Genomic DNA, 23,029 nt, shown 5'->3' with positions numbered 1-23,029 from the left:
GATGGAAGCTTTCACCACCCACACCGGCCGGGCCGTCCCGCTGCGCCGCAGCAACGTCGACACCGACCAGATCATCCCCGCCCACTGGCTGAAGAAGGTCACCCGGGACGGCTTCGAGGACGGCCTCTTCGAGGCGTGGCGCAAGCAGAGCGACTTCGTGCTGAACCAGGAGGCGTACCGGGGCGCCACCGTGCTGGTGGCCGGCCCGGACTTCGGCACCGGCTCCTCCCGTGAGCACGCCGTCTGGGCGCTGCAGAACTACGGCTTCAAGGCCGTCATCTCCTCGCGTTTCGCCGACATCTTCCGCGGTAACTCCCTCAAGAACGGCCTGCTGACGGTGGTGCTGCCGCAGGAGACCGTGGAGGCGCTGCAGCAGCTGGCCGAGGCCGACCCCACCGCCGAGGTGACCGTCGACCTGGTGGGCCGCGAGGTGCGTGCCGAGGGCATCAAGGCCGCATTCGAGCTGGACGAGAACGCCCGTTGGCGGCTGCTGGAGGGGCTGGACGACATCAGCCTCACCCTCCGGGAGGAAGACTCCATCGCCGCCTACGAAGCGAACAGGCCGTCCTTCAAGCCGCGTACAGTAGTGGCCTGACCTCGGGGTTTTCTGGCTGAAAGACATCTTGCATACGATGCGCTCCTTGCCACTTGGCAAGGGGCGCATCGTCTTGTTGAGTGGCGTGTTGAGGCCCCGTGAAGCGACAACTCACCGCAGATGGCACAATTAGCGCATGGAACGCGACGGCCAACTGGAGCTCTACGGTCTCGTCGCCGACCGCCTCAAGGCCGCACACACACGCGTGCGGACACTGCAAGTCCCGGAGGGCGTACGGATGGCGCTGACCCGGAAGCTGCTTGTCATCACGGCTGCGGCGAAACACGATCTGGCCGGCGCGGCACGGCGTCTGGAGCGCTTCATGAACGACCTCGACGAAGGGCGTTATCCCGAAGACGTGGATGCCGACGGAACTCCGTGACGGTCGAGTTCGTTGCGGCACAAGGGTGATTAGCCCGTTTCGTGTTTGATTTGCGGTATATATCTGCCTAACGTGCGAAAAAGCTTGAACACATTCGTTCCAGCAATGTCTCCGAAGGGGAAGACGTGAACAAGGCGCAGCTCGTAGAAGCCATTGCCGACAAGCTCGGCGGACGTCAGAACGCCGCGGACGCGGTCGACGCGGTCCTGGACGCCATCGTCCGTGCCGTGGTCGGCGGCGACCGCGTTTCGGTCACCGGATTCGGTTCGTTCGAGAAGGTCGACCGCCCGGCCCGTTACGCCCGTAACCCGCAGACGGGTGAGCGGGTGCGGGTGAAGAAGACCTCCGTGCCGCGTTTCCGCGCCGGACAGGGCTTCAAGGACCTGGTCAGCGGCTCGAAGAAGCTCCCGAAGAACGACGTGGCCGTCAAGAAGGCCCCGAAGGGCAGCCTTTCGGGCGGCGCTTCCACCCGTACGACGGCCAAGGCCGCGGCCAAGAAGGCCACCGCCAAGAAGTCGGCGGCGAAGAAGACCACGGCGGCGAAGAAGACCACCACGGCCAAGAAGGCGACGCCGGCGAAGAAGACGACCGCCGCCAAGAAGGCCACCACCGCCAAGAAGGCCACCCCGGCGAAGAAGACCGCCACCGCCAAGAAGGCCACGCCGGCCAAGAAGGCCACCACGGCCAAGAAGGCCACGGCCAAGAAGACCGCCCCGGCCAAGAAGACCACGGCGAAGAAGGCCCCGGCCAAGAAGGCCACCGCCCGCAAGACCACCGCCAAGAAGACCACCGCCCGCAAGCGCTGACGCTCCGGCGGCGACCCTCGCGACGGGCCGGGCTCCCCACGGGAGCCCGGCCCGCGGTGCGTTGCCCCGGCCCCTCCCGATTAGGCTCTGACCATGCAGGCCACCGCATACACCTACGACGCCGACAGCCGCACGGGCAGCGTGCTGCTCGACGACGGCACCCCGCTGCCCTTCGACACCGCCGCCTTCGACGCGGGCGGCCTGCGGCTGCTCCGCCCCGGCCAGCGCGTCCGCATCGACGTGACGGGCGAGGGCGAGGAGCGCCGGATCACCCTCATCACGCTCCAGACGTTCTGACGGCCGGGCCCTAGGCCCCGACGCCCGCTCAGGCCGCCGGAGCGCCACGGCCCCTGCTCAGGCTTCAACAGAGCGCCCGGCCCCGCTCGGGCCCCCTCAGGCCCCCTCAGGCCCCCTGAGCGCCCAGCGCCGCGATTCCCGCCGAGATGGCCGCCGTATGGCGCGCCGTCCGCGCCCCCACGCCCAATTCCAGCGCCGCCCGGAGATCCTCCGGAGTGTCCACGTCCTGCCGCACGGACCGCACGTCGGACAGCTCGAGCTCCTGCGCGCCGGAGGCCGCGTGCCGGGCCCGCGAGGCCCCGCCGAAAGCCGGAGCCAATTCCGCCCCCGGCGCCGCGGTCAGCAGCGTCGTCCCTATTTCCGCCGCATCCGCGAGAAATGCGCGCGGAAATTGCGTGGCCGCGGCGAGCACCCGTTCCAGTTCCGCCGGACGCAGCGCCGGGAGATCCGCATTGAGCGCCGCCACCGGGGCACCGGGGCGGTACGCCCGTACGGTGTGCGCGCCGTACGCGAGCGCGGGATTCAGCCCCGCTGCCGGCACGTCGGCCACGATGCGTGCCCCGAGCGCCGCGAGCGCCTCACCGGCCCGGTGATCGTCCGTGACAACCGCCACATCGCGCACTACCGGGCATTCCAGCGCCGCGGCCACCGTGTCCAGGGCGAACGCCAGCGCCAGCCGGGGCCGGAAGCGCGCGTCCGCCGCGGCGGACAGCCTGCTCTTGGCCCGCACCAGCGGTTTCAGGGGCACCACCAGGCTCCACACCGCATCCGCTCCTTCTTCTCGCATCGGCAGCATTGTCACCCGCTGGCGCCGCCCGCAGCAGGGCGCGGAGATACGGTGTCCTCGACAGACCGGGTACCTGGGGCGACACTTGTGCGGCTGCCGGGTCGCCGCAGCTCAGCAGGTCCCATTAGGAGGGTGTCCGAGTGTCCCGCCACAGAATCGGCTTCTGGTACCGCCTCGCAGCGGTCATCGCAAAACCGCCGCTCGTGGTGCTGTTCAAGCGGGACTGGCAGGGAATGGAGCACATTCCCGCCGAGGGCGGATTCATCACCGCGGTCAACCACAACTCGTATCTCGACCCGCTCTCCTACGCGCACTATCAGTACAACACCGGACGGGTCCCGCGATTCCTCGCCAAGAGCGGCCTCTTCAAGGGCGGCTTCGTCGGCGCCATCATGCGCGGCACGGGACAGATCCCGGTCTACCGCGAATCCACCGACGCGGCCACCGCGTTCCGGGCCGCCGTGGACGCCATCAACAGGGGCGAGTGCGTCGCCTTCTACCCCGAGGGCACCCTCACCCGGGACCCCGACATGTGGCCCATGCAGGGCAAGACCGGCGCAGCCCGCGTCGCACTGCTCACCAAGGCGCCCGTCATCCCGGTCGCCCAGTGGGGCGCCAACGAGGCGATGCCGCCGTACGCCAAGGAGAAGAAGCTCCGGCTCTTCCCGCGCAAGACACTGCGCGTGAAGGCGGGCCCGCCGGTCGACCTGGCCGAGTTCTACGGCCAGGAGCCCACCGCCGAGGTGCTGCGCGCCGTCACCGACCGCATCATGGCCTCGGTGACCGGCATCCTGGCCGAGGTCCGCCAGGAGCCCGCGCCGGCCGAGCCGTACGACCACCGCAAGGCCCGCGCCGAACAGCGCCGGAAGAACCAGCAGATGCGGCGGCGGGACGAGAAGCCCCGCGCCACTCAGGAGGATGAAGGCAAGTGACGCGCTGCGCCGTCTACGGCACGGGGTCGTGGGGCACCGCATTCGCGATGGTGCTGGCCGACGCGGGCTGCGAGGTGACCCTGTGGGGCCGCCGCGCCGAGCTCGTCGAGGCCATCAACACCGGCCGCACCAACCCCGACTACCTCCCGGGCGTGGAGCTGCCGCAGACCGTACGGGCCACCACCGACCCCGCCGAGGCCGCCGCCGGCGCGGAGTTCACGATCCTCGCCGTGCCGTCCCAGACGCTGCGTGCCAACCTCGCCGACTGGGCGCCGCTGCTGCCCTCCGACACCGTCCTGGTGTCCCTGATGAAGGGCATCGAGCTCGGTACGGCCAAGCGGATGAGCGAGGTCATCGAAGAGGTCGCGAAGGTGCCCGCCGAGCGGGTGGCCGTACTGACCGGCCCGAACCTCGCCAAGGAGATCGCGGCCCGGCAGCCCGCGGCCGCCGTCGTCGCCTGCACCGACGAGGCCGTCGCCACGCGCCTGCAGGCCGCCTGCCACACCCCGTACTTCCGCCCGTACACCACCACCGACGTGGTGGGCGCGGAGCTGGGCGGCGCGGTGAAGAACGTCATCGGCCTCGCGGTGGGTATCGCGGGCGGCATGGGCCTGGGCGACAACGCCAAGGCGTCGCTCATCACCCGCGGCCTCGCCGAGACCATGCGGCTGGGGCTCGCGCTGGGTGCTGACCCGGCCACGTTCGCGGGGCTGGCGGGCATGGGGGACCTGGTCGCCACCTGCTCCTCGCCGCTCTCCCGCAACAACACCTTCGGCCAGAACCTCGGCCGCGGCATGAGCCTCGAGGAGACCATCGCCGTCACCAAGCAGACCGCCGAGGGCGTGAAGTCCTGCGAATCGGTGCTGGACCTGGCGCGCCGGCACGGTGTCGAGATGCCCATCACCGAGACGGTCGTGAGCATCGTCCACGACGCCAAGCCGCCGCTGGTGGCCCTGAAGGAACTGATGTCGCGGTCGGCGAAGCCGGAGCGGCACTGAACCGGGTTATCCACAGGCCCTCACGGCCGCAGGCCGTGAGGGCTACCTTCGCGGCAGGCCGCTTGTGTGCGGCTTGTGTGGTGGAGGTGGGGGAGGGGCCTTGGCCACGGTACGGAAGTTCCCCCGCCGGTCTGGGGAGAGGGAGGGGCCCTGCCCAGGAACGCGGGGGCTTGGCCCATAGAAGCGCCCCACGCCCCCCAAGACATTCGCATCCGCCGTACCAACAGGTAGTCTCGCTCTGATATGAGCAGCGAGACCTCCTCCCAGAAGCCCCGCGTCGCCGTCGTGTTCGGCGGGCGCAGCTCCGAGCACGCCATTTCCGTGGTCACCGCGGGCGCCGTCCTGAGCGCGATCGACCGCGAGAAGTACGACGTGCTGCCGATCGGCATCACGACGGACGGCCGCTGGGCGCTGACCGCCGACGAGCCGGAGCGGATGGCCATCACGGACCGGAAGCTGCCGAGCGTGGCGGAGCTGGCCGAGTCCGCCGACGGCGCCGTGGTCCTGCCCGTCGACCCCACCAGCCGCGAGGTCGTCTACAGCGAGCCCGGCCAGGTACCGAAGGTGCTCGGCGACGTCGACGTGGTCTTCCCCGTCCTGCACGGCCCGTACGGCGAGGACGGCACCCTCCAGGGCCTCCTGGAGCTGTCCGGCGTGCCCTACGTGGGCTCCGGCGTGCTCTCCTCGGCCGTCGGCCAGGACAAGGACTACATGAAGCGGGTGTTCGCCTCCTTCGGGCTGCCGGTCGGCCCGTACGAGGTCATCCGCCCGCGCGAGTGGGAGCAGGACCCCGCGGCGGCGCGCAAGAAGATCGTGGACTTCGCCGCCGAGCACGGCTGGCCGCTGTTCGTGAAGCCCGCCCGGGCCGGCTCCTCCATGGGCATCTCCAAGGTGGACGACCTCGCCGGGCTGGACGAGGCCGTCGAGGAGGCCCGCCGTCACGACCCGAAGATCCTGGTCGAGTCGCTGCTGAGCGGCCGGGAGATCGAGTGCGGCGTGCTGGAGTTCGAGGACGGCCCGCGGGCCAGCGTCCCGGCCGAGATCCCGCCGGTCACCGCGCACGACTTCTACGACTTCGAGGCCAAGTACATCGACTCCGCCACCGGACTGGTGCCCGCGCCGCTCACCGAGGAGCAGACCGCGCGCGTCCAGGAGCTGGCCGTCGAGGCGTTCGAGGCGGCGTCCTGCGAGGGCCTGGTGCGCGCCGACTTCTTCCTGCAGGACAACGGCGAGTTCGTCATCAACGAGATCAACACCCTGCCGGGCTTCACGCCCATTTCGATGTACCCGCGGATGTGGCAGGAGTCCGGGGTGAGCTACGCCGAGCTGGTGGACCGGCTCATCCAGGCGGCGCTGCGGCGCTCCACGGGCCTGCGCTGAGCTTCCGTGGCGGACCGGCCGGGGGCGTGGACCGCACGACCCCGGCCGGGCCCTACACGACGCCGACGGGCACGCTCTTCTTCACGGCCGACGCCAGGTCGGTGAGCACATCGACCTCGGGCGCGTACTTGCCCGGCACCGTCACCTCGACGTTCGCGCGGCGCAGCACGGTCGTGAAGCGGTAGCCGTCGTCCTGTTTCTCGAAGAGCCACTCGACGCCGTTGATTTCCGCGGCGTCCTGCAGCGGGTTGTAATGTTCATTACCAGGCTTGAGCACGTCGGGCTTCGGCACGCCGCAGCGCAGCTGTACGGCGGGCTCGCCCCACACGGCGGTGAAGTCGGAGACGGGATCGGCGGTCCGCCGCTTCAGGCCGTCCACGGCGTCGGGCAGCTTCCCGTGCAGCGCCCGGCAGAGCCGGGCCTGCTCCCCCTCGGGGGCGGGAACCGCCACGCTCGCCGAATCGTCGGACGGGGCACAGCCCGCTACTGCGATCAGCACGGCGAGCAGCGGCGGAGCGAGCGACCGGCCTGGCGAGGATTTCACCCGGCCGAGCATACGGGGGACTAGATATGAACCACCGGGCAGGTCAGCGTGCGCGTGATGCCGTCCACTTGCTGGACTTTGGCGACCACCATGCGGCCCAGATCATCGACCGTGTCAGCCTGGGCACGCACGATCACGTCGTAGGGACCGGTCACGTCCTCGGCCTGGATCACGCCGGGCAGTTTGGCGATCACTTCGGCGACCGCGGACGCCTTGCCGACCTCGGTCTGGATCAGGATGTACGCCTGTACCACGGGACCTCCAGGGCGGCTTCGAGGATCATGTGGGAAGAAGGGACGCCACGGTACCGCGTCGCCGAGCGGAGCGGGGAGACCCGCGCGGCGGACGCGGCGAACAGTTCGCGGCCGCCGGCGCGGAACGCGTCACCCGGAGCGCGGCCGTCCGGGAAGGCGGCGCAGGCCGTGCGCGACGCGTCAGTGGAGTACGGAAGGTCCGTACGCATGGGAAGGGCAACAGCATGAAGGGCACCGTCGGCGAGTTGGGGGAGTTCGGCCTCATCAGAGAGCTGACCTCGCGGCTCACCTCCACCCCGGCCGTACGCATCGGACCGGGCGACGACGCCGCCGTGGTCACCGCGCCGGACCGCAGGGTCGTGGCCAGTACGGACGTACTCCTCGAAGGGCGGCACTTCCGCCGCGATTGGTCCACCGCCTACGACGTCGGCCGCAAGGCCGCCGCCCAGAACCTCGCCGACATCGCCGCCATGGGCGCGGTCCCCACTGCCATCCTGCTCGGCCTCGTGGTCCCCGCCGAACTCCCCGCCACGTGGGCGACGGAGCTGATGGACGGGCTGCGGGACGAGTGCCAGGTGGCGGGCGCCGCCGTGGTCGGCGGCGACGTCGTGCGCGGCGAGATCATCACCGTCGCCATCACCGCCCTCGGCGACCTGCGCAACGCCGAGCCGGTCACCCGGGGCGGCGCCCAGCCCGGCGACGTCGTCGCGGTCACCGGCTGGCTCGGCTGGTCGGCGGCGGGCCACGCGGTCCTCACCCGCGGCTTCCGCTCCCCGCGCGCCTTCGTGGAGGCGCACCGCAGGCCGGAGCCGCCGTACCACGCGGGCCCCGCGGCCGCCGGGCTCGGCGCCACCGCCATGACGGACGTCAGCGACGGCCTGGTCGCCGACCTCGGGCACATCGCCGAGGCCAGCAAGGTCCGTATCGACCTGCAGTCCCAGAAGATCGACGTGCCCTCGCAGATGGCCGACATCGGTACGGCGTGCGGCGTGGACCCCCTGCAGTGGGTGCTCTCCGGCGGCGAGGACCACGCGATCGTGGCGACCTTCCCGCCGGACGTGAAGCTCCCGGCCCGCTGGAAAGTCATCGGCGAGGTCCTGAACCCCTCCGCGCTGCCCCAGGTGACGGTGGACGGCGCGCCCTGGACCAAGGGCGGCTGGGACCACTTCGGCGACGACGACGTGGTCGGCTAGCCCTGGGGCGGAGTGGCCGGATCCGGCGGTCGATTAGATTCGGGGCATGCACACACCACCCCGCGTCCTGACCGTCGCAGGCTCCGACTCCGGCGGCGGCGCCGGCATCCAGGCCGACCTGAAGACGATGCTGGCGCTCGGCACGCACGGCATGAGCGTGCTGACCGCCGTCACCGCGCAGAACTCCCTCGGCGTCCAGGGCGCCTGGGAGCTGCCCGCCGAGGCGGTCCGGGCCCAGTTCCGCAGCGTCGTGGACGACATCGGCGTCCAGGCGGTCAAGACCGGAATGCTCTCCTCGCCGGAACTGGTCGAGACGGTGGCCGGGCTGCTCGCGGACGTGGACGCGCCCGTGGTCGTCGACCCGGTCGGTGTTTCCAAGCACGGCGACTCGCTGCTCGCCGCCACGGCCCTGGACGCGGTCCGTACGAAGCTGCTGCCGACCGCGACCGTCGCCACCCCCAACCTGGACGAGGTGGCCCAGCTCACGGGCGTACAGGTCGAAGAAGAGGCCGATATGCGGCGGGCGGCCGCGGCGATCCTGGCCCACGGCCCGCGCTGGGCGCTGATCAAGGGCGGCCATCTGGCGGGCGACGCGGTGGACCTGCTGACCGACGGCGATCAGGAGCACTGGCTGCGCGCCCCGCGCCACGACAACCGGCACACGCACGGCACGGGCTGCACGCTCGCCAGCGCGATCGCGGCCCGGCTGGCGCACGGCGACACCGTTCCGGAGGCCGTGGCGGCGGCGAAGGAGTACGTCACGGGCGCGATCGCGGCCGGCTTCCGGCTGGGCGGCGGGATCGGACCCGTCGATCACGGGTGGCGGCTGCGCTGAGCCCCGGAGAGCTGCGGGGGTGTCTGCCGTCCCGGTGCGGGCACCCCGGACAAGCTTCCGGGCAACAGAAAAGCCGGCCCACCCGGAGGTGGACCGGCTTCAAGGCAACCGGCAGAGGCTGCGCCACGACGTAACGTCAGCGCGCGACCTTGCCGGCCTTGATGCACGAGGTGCAGACGTTGAGCCGCTTCGGCGTGCGCCCGATCACAGCGCGCACCGTCTGGATGTTGGGGTTCCAACGACGGTTGGTGCGGCGGTGCGAGTGAGAAACGCTCTTGCCGAAGCCCGGCCCCTTGCCGCAGACGTCGCAGTTGGCAGCCACGGGTCACTCCAAAGACTTCAGATGCACTTACGGTAATTCCCAGCGCGCCGAGTGCATTGAACGACAAGCGGTGCCGGGAGAGGAAAAACCCGATTCGCATCGGGCAACCGGAGCAGCATACAACGACCGCTCCCGCCCTACGAAACTACCATGGCCGCCCGGGGGCCCCGCCCGAGCACCCGTCCCGTCCGCCGCTACCCTGCGGTGCACTGCCTGCCCCGCCCGGGGAGGCCATCCCGCGACCGAGAGAGGACGCACGGTGCCCCGAGGACGCACGGTGCCCCGAGTACGCACGGTGCCGCACCCGCTCGACGCCGCCGAGGTCCGCGCATGGTGCGGGCTGGCCCTGGAGGCGCTCGGCCGGGACCGCGAGCGGATCGACGCGATCAACGTCTACCCCGTCGCGGACGGTGACACCGGCACCAACCTCTACCTGACCGTGGAATCCGCGGCGCGCGCGGTCGACGCCGCCTTCGACGGGCACGCCGCCTCCGGTACCGAGCCGGGCCTCGCCGACGCCATCGGCGCGATGGCGCACGGCGCGCTCATCGGGGCGCGCGGCAACTCCGGCACCATCCTGGCGCAGCTGCTGCGCGGCATGACGGAGGTACTGACGCACGCTCCCGAGGCAGCGGACCACGGTCCGGCCGCGGTACTGGCGCGCGCGCTGCGGCGGGCCGCGGCGTCCACGTACGAGGCGGTGGCGCACCCCGTGGAGGGCACGGTCCTCACCGTGGCGACGGCCGCCGCCGACGCCGCCGAGGGCGCCGTGCCGGCCGGTGATGTGGTGGCGGTGGCCCGCGCGGCCCACGAGGGCGCCAGGGAGGCGCTGGACGCCACCCCGGGGCAGCTCGCGGTGCTGGGCAGGGCCGGCGTGGTCGACGCGGGCGGCTGCGGCCTGGTCGCCGTCCTGGGCGCGCTCGCGGACGCGCTGTCCGGGGAGCGCGCGGCGGCGGCCGGCGGCGTACGGATCGCCGTGGGAGCCCCCGCCTCCCGGGGCGGCACGGAGCCCGCCACGGTCGTCACCGAGGCCGGCGGCTGCGGCACCGACGAGCACGCGGCGGCCGACGGCCCCGCCTTCGAGGTGATCTACCTCCTGGAGGCCGACGACGCGGCCGTGGCCCGGCTGCGCACCCGGCTCGACGGACTCGGCGACTCCCTCGTGGTGGTCGGCGGGGACGGTCTGTGGAACGTCCATGTGCACGTGGACGACGCGGGCGCGGCGGTCGAGGCGGGCATCGAGGCGGGCCGCCCGTACCGGATCCGCATCACGCACTTCGCGGGCGCCGAGGCCGCCCGCGGCGCGGCCCCGGAGCGCGCGGAACGGGCCGTGGTCGCGGTGGTACCGGGCGACGGGCTGGCCGGGCTGTGCGCCGCGGCCGGCGCGACCGTGGTCTCCGTACGCCCCGGGGAGCCGCCCGCCAGCGGCGAGCTGGTTCAGGCGATCCGGCAGGCGCACGCCCGAGAGGTGGTGCTGCTGCCGAACGACGCCGACCTGCGGCACACGGCCGCCGCTGCGGCCGGCCAGGCCCGTACCGAAGGCGTACGCGTCGCCGTGATCCCGACCCGGGCCGCCGTCCAGGGCATCGCGGCGCTGGCCGTCCATGAAGCCGGCCGCACGTTCGACGAGGACGTGGTGGCGATGACCTCGGCGGCGGGCGCCACCCGGTACGGCGAGCTGACGGTCGCCGAGCGGCAGTCCTGGACCATGGCCGGGGTCTGCCAGGCCGGGGACGTGCTGGGGCTGGTCGACGGCGATGTCGCGGTGATCGGTACGGACCCGGCGGCCACCGCCCTCGACGTACTGGACCGGATGCTCTCCGCGGGCGGCGAGATGGTCACCCTCGTGTGCGGCGCGGACTTCCCCCAGGGGCTGGCCGACCGCCTCGAACGCCACGTACGCGAGCGCCATCTGGCCGTGGACACGGTGGTGTACGCCGGGGGCCAGCAGTCCTCGCTGCTGCTGATCGGCGTGGAGTAGCCGCGTCGCCGACCGGCGTGGAGCAGCCGCGTTGCCCAACGGCGCGGAGCAGCGGCCCCGGAGGCCCGTTCCCCGGTCCTCCCGCCGGTTGTCAGTGGCGTGGTGTGCAATGGACCCGTGCTGGATGAACCACTGAAGAAGATCCTCGGCGGCACCACCGCGAAGGTGCTGGCCGAGCACCTCGGCCTGCACACGGTCGGCGATCTGCTGCACCACTACCCCCGGCGGTACGCCGAGCGCGGCGAGCTGACCACCCTCGCCGACCTCCCGCTGGACGAGCACGTCACGGTCGTCGCCCGGGTCGCCGACGCCCGCGTGCTCACCTTCAACCACGGCCGCGGCCAGCGCCTGGAGGTCACGCTCACCGACGGCAGCGGCCGCCTCCAGCTGGTCTTCTTCGGCAAGGGCATCCACAAGCCGCGGCACGACCTCCTCCCCGGCCGCCGCGCGATGTTCGCGGGCAAGGTCTCGGTCTTCAACCGCAAGCTCCAGCTCGCCCACCCCGAGTACGAACTCCTCGCGGGCGAGGGCGGCGACGACGCCGTGGACGCCTTCGCCGGCCGCCTCCTGCCGATCTATCCGGCGGCCCAGAAGATGCCGTCCTGGAAGATCGCCAAGGCGGTGGACGCGGTGCTGCCCAACGCCCGGGACGCGGTCGACCCGCTGCCGCCCGCGCTCCGCGAGGGCCGCGGCCTCGTCCCGCTCCCCGAGGCCCTCCTCAAGATCCACCGGCCCGCCACCAAGGCCGACATCGCCGACGCCCGGGCCCGCCTGAAGTGGGACGAGGCGTTCGTCCTCCAGGTCGCGCTGGCCCGCCGCCGCTTCGCCGAGACCCAGCTCCCCGCCGTCCCCCGCCCGTTGACGGAGAACGGCCTCCTGGACGCCTTCGACGCCCGCCTCCCCTTCACCCTCACCGACGGCCAGCAGAAGGTCAGCCGCGAAATCTTCGACGACCTGGCCACGGACCACCCGATGCACCGGCTGCTCCAGGGAGAAGTGGGCAGCGGGAAGGCGCAACCGCTGGATTCCTCGGTCCTGACCCCACAGGGTTTCCGCGCGATGGGGGACATGGCCGTCGGCGACGAGGTGGTGGTGCCGAGCGGCGAGATCGCCGTGGTGGACGGGGTGTTTCCGCAGGGCGAGCGGGATGTCTGGCGCCTCGTGCTGTCCGACGGAAGCACCGTCGAATGCGATGACGAGCACCTCTGGATCGTCGCCACCAGTTGCGCATGGGACCGCGGCGAGCGGCCGAAGGTGATGACGACCCGCGAGATCAGGGCGGACACGTTCAAGGCCAACGGCGCCTCCAAGTGGTACATCGCGCCTGCGGCAGCCGTGGATCTCGAAAGCGGTGATTCCCGGCCGCTCGATCCGTACCTGCTGGGTCTCCTCCTCGGAGACGGTTCCTTCCGGCACAATCTGCGGTTCTCCAGCGTGGACGAAGAGCTCGTGGCGGCGGTCGACACCGCGGTGGAGCCGACCTGCAAGCTGGTGCCCGTACCGGGAGAGAACTGTGACTACACGATTGGCCTGACCGGCCCGAAGGGCGGCACGCGCCGTAACCCCGTGATCACGGCGCTGCGCGAACTGGCTCTGTGGGGCGCCACCTCGCACACGAAATTCGTCCCGCTCGGCTACAAGAACGCACCGGTCAAGGACCGGCTGGCCGTGCTGCAGGGCCTGATGGACACGGACGGCACGGTCCAGCAGAACGGAATGTCCGCTTCTTTCTGCTCGGCCTCACGTCGGCTGGCGGATGACGTCGCATGGCTGGCGCGTTCGCTCGGTGGCCGGGCACGGGTCCTGCCGAAACGGAATGCCTTCAACGTCTCCGTGGCCTTGCCGGACGAATTCCCGCCCTTCAGGCTCGCGCGGAAGGCCGGCCGAATGGGCGGGAGGCCGAAATACAACACGTTCCGCCGGGGTATCCGAGCGGTCGAGCATGTCGGGACGAAGCCGGTCCAGTGCATCAGAGTCGATCATCCGGATCATGCGTACGTGACCGACAATTTCACCGTCACGCACAACACGATGGTGGCGCTGCGGGCCATGCTCGCCGTGGTGGACACGGGAGGGCAGGCGGCGATGCTGGCGCCGACCGAGGTGCTGGCGCAGCAGCATCACCGGTCGATCACCGAGATGATGGGGGAGCTGGCCGAGGGGGGCATGCTCGGGGGAGCGGAGCACGGTACGAAGGTCGTGCTGCTGACCGGCTCGATGGGCACGGCCGCGCGGAAGCAGGCGCTGCTGGACCTCGTGACGGGCGAGGCCGGGCTGGTGATCGGTACGCATGCGCTGATCGAGGACAAGGTGCAGTTCCACGACCTGGGACTGGTCGTGGTGGACGAGCAGCACCGGTTCGGCGTGGAGCAGCGGGACGCGCTGCGCTCCAAGGGCAAGCAGCCGCCGCATCTGCTCGTGATGACCGCGACGCCCATTCCGCGGACGGTCGCGATGACGGTCTTCGGCGATCTGGAGACGTCCGTACTGGACCAGTTGCCCGCCGGGCGGTCGCCGATCGCCAGCCATGTGGTGCCGGCCAAGGACAAGCCGCACTTCCTGGCGCGCACCTGGGAGCGGGTGCGGGAGGAGGTCGAGGGCGGACACCAGGCGTACGTGGTGTGCCCGCGGATCGGCGACGAGGAGGAGCCCAAGGGCGCGAAGGGCGCGAAGAAGAAGGCCGGGGCGGAGGAGGAGGCCGGCGCGGCGGAGGAGGCGGAGAAGCGGCCGCCGTTGGCCGTGCTGGACGTCGCCGAGCAGCTGGCCAGGGGACCGCTCGCGGGGCTGCGCGTGGAGGTGCTGCACGGGCGGATGCAGCCGGACGACAAGGACGACGTGATGCGCCGGTTCGCCGCCGGCGAGGTGGACGTGCTGGTGGCGACGACCGTCATCGAGGTGGGCGTGAACGTACCGAACGCCACGGCGATGGTGATCATGGACGCGGACCGGTTCGGCGTCTCGCAGCTGCACCAGCTGCGCGGCCGGGTGGGCCGAGGCTCCGCGCCCGGCCTGTGCCTGCTGGTGACGGAGATGTCCGAGGCGAGCCCGGCGCGGGCCCGGCTGGGCGCCGTGGCGAGCACGCTGGACGGCTTCGAGCTGTCCCGGATCGACCTGGAGCAGCGGCGCGAGGGCGACGTCCTGGGGCAGGCGCAGTCCGGGGTGCGTTCCTCGCTGCGGATGCTCGCCGTCATCGAGGACGAGGACGTCATCGAGGCGGCGCGGGAAGAGGCCACCGCGGTCGTCGCGGCCGACCCGGAGCTGGCCGGACTGCCCGAGCTGCGGGTCGCGTTGGACGCCCTGCTGGACACCGAGCGGGAGAGCTATCTGGACAAGGGGTGAGGGGCGCGGCTGCGCCCGGGAGCGGCCATGTGTCAGACCCCGCTGGGAGGATGGACGCAGTCCGGGCCGATCCGGGAGTGGTTGGCCCCAGTTGGACCATTGGGGGGCTGTTTCATGGCATTCCGGCATCTGAACGAACTCCCGCTCGGCGACAAGATCTTCCGCATCGAGCTCACCAGCGACGACGACGCGACCGTCACGCTCACCCTCACGGGCTGGCACGAGGACGCCCCTGAGACCCTCCTCGCCTCCGGCGCCCTCACCCTGCCCCTGACCGAGGTCCCGGCCCTGCGGATCGCGCTGAACCGCGCCCTGCGCGCCCTCGCGCTGGTCGCCGACGTGGCCGAGCCGATACCGGACCGCGATGTGCTGCGCGAGCTCTTCCCCGGGCACGGCGCGCCCTGGGTGCCGCAGCACGAGGAGGACCTGACGCGCCGGTTCCACGCGGGCGAGACCATCGCGCGGATCGCCGCCCGCTTCGGCCGCACGCCCGATTCCGTACGGACGAAGCTGCGCGAGCTCGGCCACGACCCGCGCCGCCCGGAGTACTGCCCGCCGGACGGCTGCCTGTCCTGGTCGCGGTACGCCTCACCGGCCCTGGTGGGCGGGACCGAGGACGCCGAGCGCGGCTGACCGGCGGGGGACGCCATATCGTGGTGGCAGGGGCCGGACCCGGCTCCTGCCACCACGGAACCGCACAGCTGAGGACGAGAATCGTATGACCCGCGTGATCGCCGGCGTGGCCGGCGGCCGGCGCCTGGCCGTGCCGCCCGGCACGGGCACCCGCCCGACCTCCGACCGGGCGCGCGAGGGCCTGTTCTCCACCTGGGAGGCGCTGGACGGCCCGCTGACCGGCGCCCGGGTGCTGGATCTGTACGGCGGCTCGGGCGCGGTCGGCCTGGAGGCGCTCTCCCGGGGTGCCGCGGCCGTGCTGCTGGCCGAGGCCGATCCGAAGGCCGCCCGCACGATCCGCGAGAACATCCGCAGCCTCGGTCTCCCGGGCGCCGAATTCCGCGCCGCGAAGGCCGAACAGGTCGTCGCGGGGCCGGTCTCCGGCGAGCCGTACGACCTCGTTTTCCTGGACCCGCCGTACGCCGTCACCGACGACGATCTTCGCGAGATACTCCTCACACTCCGCTCGCAGGGCTGGATCACGGGCGACGCGCTCGCCACCGTGGAGCGCAGCACCAGGGGCGGAGAATTCCGCTGGCCCGACGGATTCACGGGCCTGCGGTCCCGCCGTTACGGCGAGGCCACGCTTTGGTACGGTCGCGCCGCTTCGACGTGCGAGGAAGCCGGTGGGGACGCCGGCGACCGCCCTGCCGGGAGCGCCACGTCGGCAAGCGAGTCATGACCGGATCGGAGAGCGAGGAAATTCAAGTGCGCCGTGCCGTCTGTCCGGGGTCCTTCGACCCCATCACGAATGGGCACCTGGACATCATCGCCCGGGCCTCCAAGCTCTACGACGTGGTCCACGTCGCCGTGATGATCAACAAGTCCAAGCAGGGCCTGTTCACGGTCGAGGAGCGGATCGAGCTGATCCGCCGGGCGACCGCCGAGTACGGCAACGTCGAGGTCGAGGCGTTCCACGGCCTCCTCGTCGACTTCTGCAAGCAGCGTGACATTCCGGCCATCGTGAAGGGCCTGCGCGCGGTCAGCGACTTCGACTACGAGCTGCAGATGGCCCAGATGAACAACGGCCTCTCGGGCGTGGAGACCCTCTTCGTGCCGACCAACCCGACCTACAGCTTCCTCTCGTCCAGCCTGGTCAAGGAGGTCGCGGCCTGGGGCGGCGACGTCTCCCACCTGGTGCCGGACTTCGTCTTCGAAGCCCTGACGGAGCGCCTCGGGGAGAAGTGACGCGGGAAGCGGCGGAGAGCCGTCCGGCTGACGGGGCGTCAGTGGGTGTCGGGGCCGGGGCGGGTGGCCGTACAGTCGGTCCCGTTCCGTCGTTTCATCCCCCAGAGAGTGGCGAGCCCCAGTGGACGTGCAGAAGAAGCTCGACGAGATCGTCGAGACCGTCGGCCATGCCCGGTCCATGCCCATGTCGGCCTCCTGCGTGATCAACCGCGCGGAGCTGCTGGCGATGCTCGAAGAGGTGCGGGCCGCGCTCCCGGGGTCCCTCGCGCAGGCGCAGGAGCTGCTCGGCGGGCGCGAGCAGATGGTCGAGGAGGCCCGCGCCGAGGCGGAGCGGATCATCGAGAGCGCGCACGCCCAGCGCGGCTCGCTGCTCTCCGAGACCGAGGTCGCCCGGCAGTCCCGGGAGGAGGCCGACCGCATCCTCGCGGAGGCCCGCCGGGAGGCCGAGGAGATCCGCGCCGAGGCCGACGACTACGTCGACAGCAAGCTCGCCAACTTCGAGGTCGTGCTCACCAAGACCATCGGGTCCGTGGACCGGGGCCGCGAGAAGCTGCTCGGCCGCGGCCCGGGCCTGGACGAGGCGGGATACGCGGACGCCGAGGCGCCCGAGCGCAGCGCCGACCCGGAGACGCTGCGGCAGCGCGCCGACGCGTACGTCGACGCCAAGTTCGGCGCCTTCGAGGCCGTACTGACCAAGACCCTGGAGGCGGTCGGGCGCGGCCGCCAGAAGCTCCTGGGGGCGCAGCCCAGCGACGAGCTCGCCGCGGCCTTCGCCGCGCACACGGACCCCGCGACGGGCCTGCCGCAGTCCGGCGACGCCGAGTACCTCGCCGACCTCGCCGCCGCCCAGCAGCCCACCGCGCCCCAGCAGCCCGCCGCGCCCCAGGTGCCACCGATGCCCGGCACGCCTCCCGAGGTGCAGCCCGGCATGGATCCCGCGGCCGCGGCCGCCCAGCAGCAGGACTACTACGCCACGGCGGGCTACGGCCAGGACGCGTACGGCTACCAGCAGCCGCAGCAGTACGCCCAGCAGCAGGACCCCTACGGCTACGGCTGGCAGCAGCAGGCCCCGCAGCAGGGGTACGACCCCGCCGCGTACGTCCCGCAGCAGGCCCAGCAGTTCCCGCACGGCGAGCAGCCGCAGCATCAGGGGCAGCAGCCCCAGCACCACGGGCAGCAGCCCGCGGCCCTGGACGAGACCAGCCTCTTCGACACCAGCATGATCGACCTCGACCAGCTGCGGCAGTACGAGCAGGGGCACTGACGCGCGCAGGGCCGGAGCGCTGACGCCGCGGGGCCGGAGCGCTGACGCGCGCGGGTCCGGCGGTGCTCTCGCGCGCAGGGCGGGCGGTACCCGGGGCACCGGCCGCGGATTGGGTCAATCGCGACCCGTCCAGTATCCTGGCTGTTCGGTCGCGCATACGTCCGCGATCTGTGCTGCCCGACGACCGCCCCGCGCGGCGCCGGCAGCCGTACCGCCGTAGAAAGCAGGAAGCCATCAACGCCCGCCTCGACCACCGTTCTCCGCTCGTGTTCGATACACGCGAGCTGGGCCGGCGTCCCGGTGCGATGAAGAAGGTGTCCCGCTCCGTCGAGGCCCCCTCGGACCTCGGCAACGAGGTCATCGGCGTGCCCGAGGGCGCGCCGGTGGAGCTCGACCTCCGCCTGGAGTCGGTCATGGACGGGGTGCTTGTCACAGGCACCGCCCGTGCATCCGTGACAGGGGAGTGCGTAAGGTGTCTGGAGCCGCTCGAGCGTGAGCTCGAAGCGGACTTCCAGGAGATGTTCTCCTACCCCGACGCCGATGCCCGGGTCCGCGAAGCGGACGCAGGCGACGACGCCGAGGACGAGGAGGACACCCTCTTCCTCGAGGACGACCTGTTCGACCTCGAACCCGTGCTGCGCGATGCGGTGGTGCTCGCACTGCCGATGCAGCCGGTGTGCCAGGACGACTGTCCGGGCCTGTGCTCCGACTGCGGAGCGCGGCTCGCGGACGACCCGGACCACCATCACGACGCCGTCGACATCCGTTGGGCGGCACTGCAGGGACTCGCTGACTCCATCCAGGACAGCGAGAAGGACAACATGGGCGGCGCCGATGCGGGCGTCGACGAGAAGCAGGAGAAGTAGCCGTGGCTGTTCCGAAGCGGAAGATGTCGCGCAGCAACACGCGCCACCGCCGGTCGCAGTGGAAGGCTGCGGTCCCCACCCTGGTGGCGTGCGAGCGCTGCCACGAGCCGAAGCAGCAGCACATCGCGTGCCCCGCTTGCGGCACCTACAACAAGCGCCAGGTCCTCGAGGTCTGAGCGGCTGGTGACGGGCTCTATGTCAGACGCTGATTCGTCGAAGAACTCCTCGAAGACTCCGTCTGCGGACACGGCCTCGTCCCACACGCTTCTGGAAGGGCGGCTCGGGTACACACTCGAGTCCGCCCTTCTGGTGCGTGCGCTGACGCACCGCAGTTACGCATACGAGAACGGCGGGCTGCCCACCAACGAACGGCTGGAGTTCCTCGGGGACTCCGTCCTGGGCCTGGTGGTCACCGACACGCTGTACCGCATCCACCCCGACCTGCCCGAAGGCCAGCTGGCCAAGCTGCGGGCCGCGGTGGTCAACTCGCGTGCGCTCGCCGAGGTGGGCCGCGGCCTGGACCTCGGTGCCTTCATCCGGCTCGGCCGGGGTGAAGAAGGCACCGGCGGCCGGGACAAGGCATCCATCCTCGCCGACACACTCGAGGCGGTCATCGGCGCGGTCTACCTGGACCAGGGCCTCGACGCGGCCTCCGAACTGGTACACCGCCTGTTCGACCCGCTGATCGAGAAGTCCTCCAGCCTCGGCGCCGGCCTGGACTGGAAGACCAGCCTCCAGGAACTGACCGCAACCGAAGGACTCGGGGTCCCGGAATACCTGGTCACGGAGACCGGCCCGGACCACGAGAAGACCTTCACTGCTGCCGCCCGCGTCGGTGGTGTCTCGTACGGCACCGGCACCGGCCGCAGCAAGAAGGAAGCCGAGCAGCAGGCGGCGGAGTCCGCCTGGCGGGAGATCCGCGCGGCGGCGGACGAGGCGGCCAAGGCCGCCACGGAAGCCACCACGCAGGCCACCACCGGTGGTCCCGCGAGCTGAAGCGCGCCGCGTGCCTCGCGCACGCGGATCCCCGCCCGACCACCCCTTCACAGGGCAGGCCGGGCGGGGTTTCCTTTTCCCGGCACCTGGAACCCGCCCTGCCACAGGGCCCCCACGGCACCCATCCGCCCTCCCGAGGAGATCCCTTGCCCGAGCTGCCCGAGGTCGAGGTCGTACGGCGCGGTCTGGAGCGCTGGGTCAGCGGCCGGACGATCGACACCGTGGAGGTCCTGCACCCGCGGGCGGTGCGCCGCCACACGGCGGGCGGCGCGGACTTCGCCGCCCAGCTGGCCGGTCACCGGGTGGGCGAGGCCCGCCGCCGCGGCAAGTACCTCTGGCTCCCGCTCGCCGGCGATCTCTCGGTCCTGGCCCACCTCGGCATGAGCGGCCAGCTCCTGGTCCAGCCGCAGGACGCCCCCGACGAGAAGCACCTCCGCGTCCGCATCCGCTTCACGGACGCGGTGCACGTCCCGGACGACACTGCGGCGGTTCCCGGTGTCGCGCCGGCCGCCGACCTCCCCTCCGACACGGTCGACACCGAACTCCGCTTCGTCGACCAGCGCACCTTCGGCGGCCTCTCCCTCCACCCCACCGTCCCGGGCGACCCCGACGGCCTCCCCGACGTGATCGCCCACATCGCGCGCGATCCCCTCGACGCGGCCTTCGACGACGCCGCGTTCCACGACGCGCTGCGCCGCCGCCGTACGACGATCAAGCGCGCGCTCCTGGACCAGTCCCTGATCAGCGGTGTCGGCAACATCTACGCCGACGAGGCCCTGTGGCGCGCGAGGCTCCACTACGACCGCCCCACGGCCACCCTCACCCGCCCCCGCACCACCGAACTCCTCGGCCACATCCGCGACGTCATGACCGCGGCCCTCGCCGTCGGCGGCACCAGCTTCGACAGCCTCTACGTCAACGTCAACGGCGAATCCGGCTACTTCGAACGCTCCCTGGACGCCTACGGCCGCGAGGACGAACCCTGCCGCCGCTGCACGACCCCCATCCGCAGACGACCGTGGATGAACCGCTCGAGCTACTTCTGCCCCAAGTGCCAGCGGGCGCCGCGGGTGCGCTAGCGCACGGGGGGCTCAGAATCCGAAGTCCTGCGTCCACCAGGGGCCGCCCTGGGCGCGGTGGAGGCCGATGCCGAGGGTGCGGTAGGTGCAGTTGAGGATGTTGGCGCGGTGGCCGGGGCTGGTCATCCAGGAGGTCATGACGGCCTCGGGGGTGGGCTGGCCGCGGGCGATGTTCTCGCCGCCCAGGCCGGTGACGCCGGCCGTTTTCGCGCGGTCCCAGGGGGTGGCGCCGTCCGGGTCGGTGTGGGCGAAGAAGTCGCGGCGGGCCATGTCCTTGCTGAACTTCTGTGCCAGGCGGGTGAGGTCCGGGTCCGCGGTGAGCGGGGCGCAGCCCGCCTTGTCGCGTTCCTTGTTGACGAGGGAGAGGACCTGGGCGGAGGCCGAGGAGGGAGAAGAGGGGGAGGAGGAAGAGGGGGCTGAGTTCGGTGCGCGGGGCGCTGCTGGGGGAGGAGAGGTGCGGTCGGTACCGCGGTGAGCGGGGGTGGTGCGGTCGTCGGTGCCGTCCGACCGGCCGGTGCCCGGGGCGGTGTCGCCCGTACCGGAAGGGGCGCCCGCCGAGGGTGAGGCGCTGGGCGAGGGGGCTGCCCCACCGGCTGCCCCATCGGCTGCCCCACCGGCTGTGCCTCCCGGCGCGTCCGGGCGGGCGGCGCCGCGGTCGGCGGGGAGCGGGGACCGATCGCCCTGGGGCGGGGTCACGTCCGGCAGTGCGCCGGTGCTGATGCGGCCGCCGGGGCCGGCCGCGCGGTCCTGGTCGTACGGGCCGTTCCCCGGTATCAGGCCCGCCGAGACGGCCACCGCACCCAGCGCCAGCGCGGCCGACACGCCCAGCAGGCCGGTCCGTACAGGAGTGGTGCGGAGGATGCCACCGGGGCGGAGGATGCCACCGGGATGGAAGGGACCGACTGGGCGGAAGGGGCCAGAGGGGCCGGATGGCCCGGCGGAGTGGAGGCCGCCGCCCGAAGGGCCCGCGAAGGGCGGCGGCGCGGCCGGGCGGCGGGCGCGGTGGCGGCCCGTGGCGGGTTCGGCGGCCGGCGCTCCGGGTACGGGAGCGGTGCGTCGGTGGCGGCCCATCCCGAGACTTCCTTCCGTGCGCGAACGTCGGGCGTGAATCACCCGTACGAGTGACTGGTGATGCCGCGTGACTGTACGGCACGGCCTATGGGGCCGAAGTGCTTGCTGAGCAATTGGCCGGTTAGCGTGCACGCATGAACGAAGATGTCCGTCTGACGGCCTGGGTGCGCGGCCGTGTGCAAGGTGTCGGCTTCCGATGGTTCACCCGGGCCAACGCGCTGCGCATCGGGGGGCTCGTCGGTTTCGCGATCAACCGGGAGGACGGCCGCGTCCAGGTCGTGGCCGAGGGCTCCCGGGAGCGGTGCGAGGAGTTGCTGGAGTGGCTGCGTACCGGGGACACGCCCGGCCGGGTCGACGGTGTGAGTGAGATTTGGGACACGCCGCGAGGCGGGTACGACGGCTTCGCGATTCGCTGATGAGGGGGCGCGGACCGGCCGTCCGGGCCGTCCGCGACCCGCGCCATGACGTGTCGCCGGCACCTGCGGGAGGCAGAAACCGCCTGGTGGTTGCCAATTCCGCCGACGCGTGGAAGGCTGCGGCAGTAAGGATGATCTAGACGCCCCCGGGGTCGTTTCCGGAGTGCCGACGTGAGCCTCTTGGCCGTCGTGCGTACTCGCGACCCTCGGATACGGGGCGTGATCGTGTTGACCGTCAAACCTTTTGGTGAGACTCTGGAATCCCCGCGCACCTTAGCTGTTTGGCATTGCGTAGACCAAAGAATGCCAGACACCGCGGGTGCGATTCCCTCACGACCCACCACCGCTTCGGTCGGTCACTCAGTGTGGAGGACCATCCATCATGGCAAAGGCGCTTCTCGGTTACGTCGGCGGCTCCGACCCCCGAGTCCTCGCCGAGATGCGACGGCTTCAGCAGCGCGTCCAGGACCTCGAATCCGAGATTGTCAGGATTCAGGCCGAGAACGACGCGCTGTCCGCTGCCGCACGTCACGGCGACTCGCTGCTCGACAGCATCGACGTACCCCAGGCGGAGCCGGCGCTCACCTGACCCTCGCCTCAAGCGACGGTCGGGCTGAAACGACAGCCACTTGAGGCACCGCTCTATGAAGATTCAAGGGACGCTTCGGCGTCCCTTCGTCGTTCACGCCCCCGCTTCCCGGCGGCCTCTTACCGTCTGATGTGCCCTGCACGTTCCGTGGCGAAACCGAAAAGGTCCGGGCACGGGACGATGCGCCGGCCGCGGACCGCTCGTACGAGCGCGATCGCCGCGGCGCGCCAGGGCAGGTCGGGA

At 71.6% G+C, this 23,029-nt stretch carries 26 protein-coding genes; 21 read left to right on the top strand and 5 right to left on the bottom strand.

All coding sequences use genetic code 11. The features are described 5' to 3' along the window. The first annotated feature begins 1 nt into the window (after position 1). From leuD to ACIGXO_RS08685, 4 genes are all read left to right on the top strand, one after another. The gene (gene leuD / locus ACIGXO_RS08700; protein ID WP_399782347.1) at positions 2 to 595 is read left to right on the top strand and encodes a 3-isopropylmalate dehydratase small subunit; all 594 of its coding nucleotides are present in this window, start codon (positions 2 to 4) and stop codon (positions 593 to 595) included. A gap of 136 nt (positions 596 to 731) precedes the next feature. Next, entirely contained in the window at positions 732 to 977 is a 246-nt protein-coding gene (locus tag ACIGXO_RS08695; RefSeq protein ID WP_030267010.1) for a hypothetical protein, read from the top strand. Positions 978 to 1,102: 125 nt separating this feature from the next. After that, positions 1,103 to 1,783, top strand: coding sequence for an HU family DNA-binding protein (locus ACIGXO_RS08690; protein ID WP_031065373.1), 681 nt, complete (start codon positions 1,103 to 1,105; stop codon positions 1,781 to 1,783). A gap of 93 nt (positions 1,784 to 1,876) precedes the next feature. Beyond that, positions 1,877 to 2,080, top strand: coding sequence for a hypothetical protein (locus ACIGXO_RS08685; protein WP_399782343.1), 204 nt, complete (start codon positions 1,877 to 1,879; stop codon positions 2,078 to 2,080). 106 nt (positions 2,081 to 2,186) lie between these two features. Here the strand turns inward: ACIGXO_RS08685 and cofC are convergent, their stop codons facing one another. Next, on the bottom strand, positions 2,187 to 2,876 hold the full coding sequence (gene cofC, locus ACIGXO_RS08680; RefSeq protein WP_399782341.1) for a 2-phospho-L-lactate guanylyltransferase: 690 nt from the start codon (positions 2,874 to 2,876) through the stop codon (positions 2,187 to 2,189). 131 nt (positions 2,877 to 3,007) lie between these two features. On the opposite strand from cofC, the gene ACIGXO_RS08675 reads away from it, so the two are divergent. The 3 genes from ACIGXO_RS08675 (at position 3,008) to ACIGXO_RS08665 (ending at position 6,177) form a co-directional block, all read left to right on the top strand. Further along, positions 3,008 to 3,799, top strand: a complete 792-nt coding sequence (locus tag ACIGXO_RS08675; RefSeq protein WP_399782338.1) for a lysophospholipid acyltransferase family protein — start codon at positions 3,008 to 3,010, stop codon at positions 3,797 to 3,799. Continuing rightward, positions 3,796 to 4,797, top strand: coding sequence for an NAD(P)H-dependent glycerol-3-phosphate dehydrogenase (locus ACIGXO_RS08670; RefSeq protein ID WP_399782335.1), 1,002 nt, complete (start codon positions 3,796 to 3,798; stop codon positions 4,795 to 4,797). The genes ACIGXO_RS08675 and ACIGXO_RS08670 overlap by 4 nt, the downstream gene beginning before the upstream one ends. Before the next feature lie 243 nt (positions 4,798 to 5,040). Next, positions 5,041 to 6,177 (top strand): D-alanine--D-alanine ligase family protein, encoded by a 1,137-nt coding sequence (locus tag ACIGXO_RS08665; protein ID WP_399782332.1) that lies wholly within the window; start codon positions 5,041 to 5,043, stop codon positions 6,175 to 6,177. Positions 6,178 to 6,229: 52 nt separating this feature from the next. On the opposite strand, the gene ACIGXO_RS08660 is transcribed toward ACIGXO_RS08665, so the two are convergent. Then, on the bottom strand, positions 6,230 to 6,733 hold the full coding sequence (locus ACIGXO_RS08660; protein ID WP_399782329.1) for a DUF3515 domain-containing protein: 504 nt from the start codon (positions 6,731 to 6,733) through the stop codon (positions 6,230 to 6,232). Positions 6,734 to 6,741: 8 nt separating this feature from the next. Further along, positions 6,742 to 6,975 carry an Lrp/AsnC family transcriptional regulator gene (locus ACIGXO_RS08655; RefSeq protein ID WP_030267036.1) on the bottom strand — a complete coding sequence of 78 codons (234 nt, stop codon included), beginning with the start codon at positions 6,973 to 6,975 and terminating at the stop codon, positions 6,742 to 6,744. Positions 6,976 to 7,199: 224 nt separating this feature from the next. Between ACIGXO_RS08655 and ACIGXO_RS08650 the strand changes: the two genes are divergently transcribed. Together ACIGXO_RS08650 and thiD are read left to right on the top strand one after the other, a co-directional pair. Further along, positions 7,200 to 8,168, top strand: a complete 969-nt coding sequence (locus ACIGXO_RS08650) for a thiamine-phosphate kinase (protein ID WP_030267042.1) — start codon at positions 7,200 to 7,202, stop codon at positions 8,166 to 8,168. Between the two features lie 46 nt (positions 8,169 to 8,214). Further along, positions 8,215 to 9,003, top strand: a complete 789-nt coding sequence (gene thiD / locus ACIGXO_RS08645) for a bifunctional hydroxymethylpyrimidine kinase/phosphomethylpyrimidine kinase (protein ID WP_399782325.1) — start codon at positions 8,215 to 8,217, stop codon at positions 9,001 to 9,003. Positions 9,004 to 9,139: 136 nt separating this feature from the next. Here the strand turns inward: thiD and rpmB are convergent, their stop codons facing one another. Beyond that, positions 9,140 to 9,325, bottom strand: coding sequence for a 50S ribosomal protein L28 (rpmB, locus tag ACIGXO_RS08640; RefSeq protein WP_030267048.1), 186 nt, complete (start codon positions 9,323 to 9,325; stop codon positions 9,140 to 9,142). Between the two features lie 295 nt (positions 9,326 to 9,620). Between rpmB and ACIGXO_RS08635 the strand changes: the two genes are divergently transcribed. The 10 genes from ACIGXO_RS08635 (at position 9,621) to mutM (ending at position 20,710) form a co-directional block, all read left to right on the top strand. After that, positions 9,621 to 11,306, top strand: a complete 1,686-nt coding sequence (locus tag ACIGXO_RS08635; protein ID WP_399783797.1) for a DAK2 domain-containing protein — start codon at positions 9,621 to 9,623, stop codon at positions 11,304 to 11,306. Positions 11,307 to 11,423: 117 nt separating this feature from the next. Beyond that, positions 11,424 to 14,645, top strand: coding sequence for a helicase-related protein (locus tag ACIGXO_RS08630; RefSeq protein ID WP_399782322.1), 3,222 nt, complete (start codon positions 11,424 to 11,426; stop codon positions 14,643 to 14,645). Positions 14,646 to 14,759: 114 nt separating this feature from the next. Beyond that, entirely contained in the window at positions 14,760 to 15,278 is a 519-nt protein-coding gene (locus tag ACIGXO_RS08625; RefSeq protein WP_399782320.1) for a hypothetical protein, read from the top strand. 85 nt (positions 15,279 to 15,363) lie between these two features. Continuing rightward, on the top strand, positions 15,364 to 15,999 hold the full coding sequence (gene rsmD, locus ACIGXO_RS08620; RefSeq protein WP_399782317.1) for a 16S rRNA (guanine(966)-N(2))-methyltransferase RsmD: 636 nt from the start codon (positions 15,364 to 15,366) through the stop codon (positions 15,997 to 15,999). Positions 16,000 to 16,025: 26 nt separating this feature from the next. After that, entirely contained in the window at positions 16,026 to 16,505 is a 480-nt protein-coding gene (gene coaD / locus ACIGXO_RS08615) for a pantetheine-phosphate adenylyltransferase (protein ID WP_037801125.1), read from the top strand. Between the two features lie 121 nt (positions 16,506 to 16,626). Beyond that, positions 16,627 to 17,769 carry a cell division initiation protein gene (locus tag ACIGXO_RS08610; protein ID WP_399782312.1) on the top strand — a complete coding sequence of 381 codons (1,143 nt, stop codon included), beginning with the start codon at positions 16,627 to 16,629 and terminating at the stop codon, positions 17,767 to 17,769. A 233-nt stretch (positions 17,770 to 18,002) separates the two neighbouring features. Beyond that, positions 18,003 to 18,635, top strand: coding sequence for a YceD family protein (locus ACIGXO_RS08605; protein WP_399783794.1), 633 nt, complete (start codon positions 18,003 to 18,005; stop codon positions 18,633 to 18,635). 2 nt (positions 18,636 to 18,637) lie between these two features. Then, the gene (rpmF, locus tag ACIGXO_RS08600; RefSeq protein ID WP_028802425.1) at positions 18,638 to 18,811 is read left to right on the top strand and encodes a 50S ribosomal protein L32; all 174 of its coding nucleotides are present in this window, start codon (positions 18,638 to 18,640) and stop codon (positions 18,809 to 18,811) included. A gap of 19 nt (positions 18,812 to 18,830) precedes the next feature. Continuing rightward, positions 18,831 to 19,631 (top strand): ribonuclease III, encoded by an 801-nt coding sequence (gene rnc, locus ACIGXO_RS08595; protein ID WP_399782309.1) that lies wholly within the window; start codon positions 18,831 to 18,833, stop codon positions 19,629 to 19,631. A 146-nt stretch (positions 19,632 to 19,777) separates the two neighbouring features. Continuing rightward, positions 19,778 to 20,710, top strand: a complete 933-nt coding sequence (mutM, locus tag ACIGXO_RS08590; RefSeq protein ID WP_399782306.1) for a bifunctional DNA-formamidopyrimidine glycosylase/DNA-(apurinic or apyrimidinic site) lyase — start codon at positions 19,778 to 19,780, stop codon at positions 20,708 to 20,710. 12 nt (positions 20,711 to 20,722) lie between these two features. Here the strand turns inward: mutM and ACIGXO_RS08585 are convergent, their stop codons facing one another. Further along, entirely contained in the window at positions 20,723 to 21,781 is a 1,059-nt protein-coding gene (locus ACIGXO_RS08585; RefSeq protein WP_399782303.1) for a CAP domain-containing protein, read from the bottom strand. A gap of 134 nt (positions 21,782 to 21,915) precedes the next feature. On the opposite strand from ACIGXO_RS08585, the gene ACIGXO_RS08580 reads away from it, so the two are divergent. Continuing rightward, on the top strand, positions 21,916 to 22,197 hold the full coding sequence (locus ACIGXO_RS08580; RefSeq protein ID WP_399782301.1) for an acylphosphatase: 282 nt from the start codon (positions 21,916 to 21,918) through the stop codon (positions 22,195 to 22,197). A 382-nt stretch (positions 22,198 to 22,579) separates the two neighbouring features. Next, positions 22,580 to 22,786 (top strand): hypothetical protein, encoded by a 207-nt coding sequence (locus ACIGXO_RS08575; protein ID WP_399782298.1) that lies wholly within the window; start codon positions 22,580 to 22,582, stop codon positions 22,784 to 22,786. Positions 22,787 to 23,029 lie beyond the last annotated feature (243 nt).

The organism is Streptomyces sp. NPDC053542 (assembly GCF_044544685.1).
Classification (GTDB): Bacteria; Actinomycetota; Actinomycetes; order Streptomycetales; family Streptomycetaceae; genus Streptomyces.
The sequence above is the reverse complement of the archived record's forward strand: the minus strand, read 5'-3'. Positions and strand labels throughout refer to the sequence as shown.

What these genes read in the sequence shown, in the direction of transcription:
- leuD (WP_399782347.1), top strand. Translation starts at nt 2, where the DNA reads ATGGAAGCTTTCACCACCCACACCGGCCGGGCCGTCCCGCTGCGCCGC.
- ACIGXO_RS08695 (WP_030267010.1), top strand. Translation starts at nt 732, where the DNA reads ATGGAACGCGACGGCCAACTGGAGCTCTACGGTCTCGTCGCCGACCGC.
- ACIGXO_RS08685 (WP_399782343.1), top strand. Translation starts at nt 1,877, where the DNA reads ATGCAGGCCACCGCATACACCTACGACGCCGACAGCCGCACGGGCAGC.
- cofC (WP_399782341.1), bottom strand. Translation starts at nt 2,876, where the DNA reads ATGCTGCCGATGCGAGAAGAAGGAGCGGATGCGGTGTGGAGCCTGGTG.
- ACIGXO_RS08665 (WP_399782332.1), top strand. Translation starts at nt 5,041, where the DNA reads ATGAGCAGCGAGACCTCCTCCCAGAAGCCCCGCGTCGCCGTCGTGTTC.
- ACIGXO_RS08660 (WP_399782329.1), bottom strand. Translation starts at nt 6,733, where the DNA reads ATGCTCGGCCGGGTGAAATCCTCGCCAGGCCGGTCGCTCGCTCCGCCG.
- ACIGXO_RS08650 (WP_030267042.1), top strand. Translation starts at nt 7,200, where the DNA reads ATGAAGGGCACCGTCGGCGAGTTGGGGGAGTTCGGCCTCATCAGAGAG.
- thiD (WP_399782325.1), top strand. Translation starts at nt 8,215, where the DNA reads ATGCACACACCACCCCGCGTCCTGACCGTCGCAGGCTCCGACTCCGGC.
- ACIGXO_RS08625 (WP_399782320.1), top strand. Translation starts at nt 14,760, where the DNA reads ATGGCATTCCGGCATCTGAACGAACTCCCGCTCGGCGACAAGATCTTC.
- rsmD (WP_399782317.1), top strand. Translation starts at nt 15,364, where the DNA reads ATGACCCGCGTGATCGCCGGCGTGGCCGGCGGCCGGCGCCTGGCCGTG.
- rnc (WP_399782309.1), top strand. Translation starts at nt 18,831, where the DNA reads ATGTCAGACGCTGATTCGTCGAAGAACTCCTCGAAGACTCCGTCTGCG.
- ACIGXO_RS08585 (WP_399782303.1), bottom strand. Translation starts at nt 21,781, where the DNA reads ATGGGCCGCCACCGACGCACCGCTCCCGTACCCGGAGCGCCGGCCGCC.
- ACIGXO_RS08580 (WP_399782301.1), top strand. Translation starts at nt 21,916, where the DNA reads ATGAACGAAGATGTCCGTCTGACGGCCTGGGTGCGCGGCCGTGTGCAA.
- ACIGXO_RS08575 (WP_399782298.1), top strand. Translation starts at nt 22,580, where the DNA reads ATGGCAAAGGCGCTTCTCGGTTACGTCGGCGGCTCCGACCCCCGAGTC.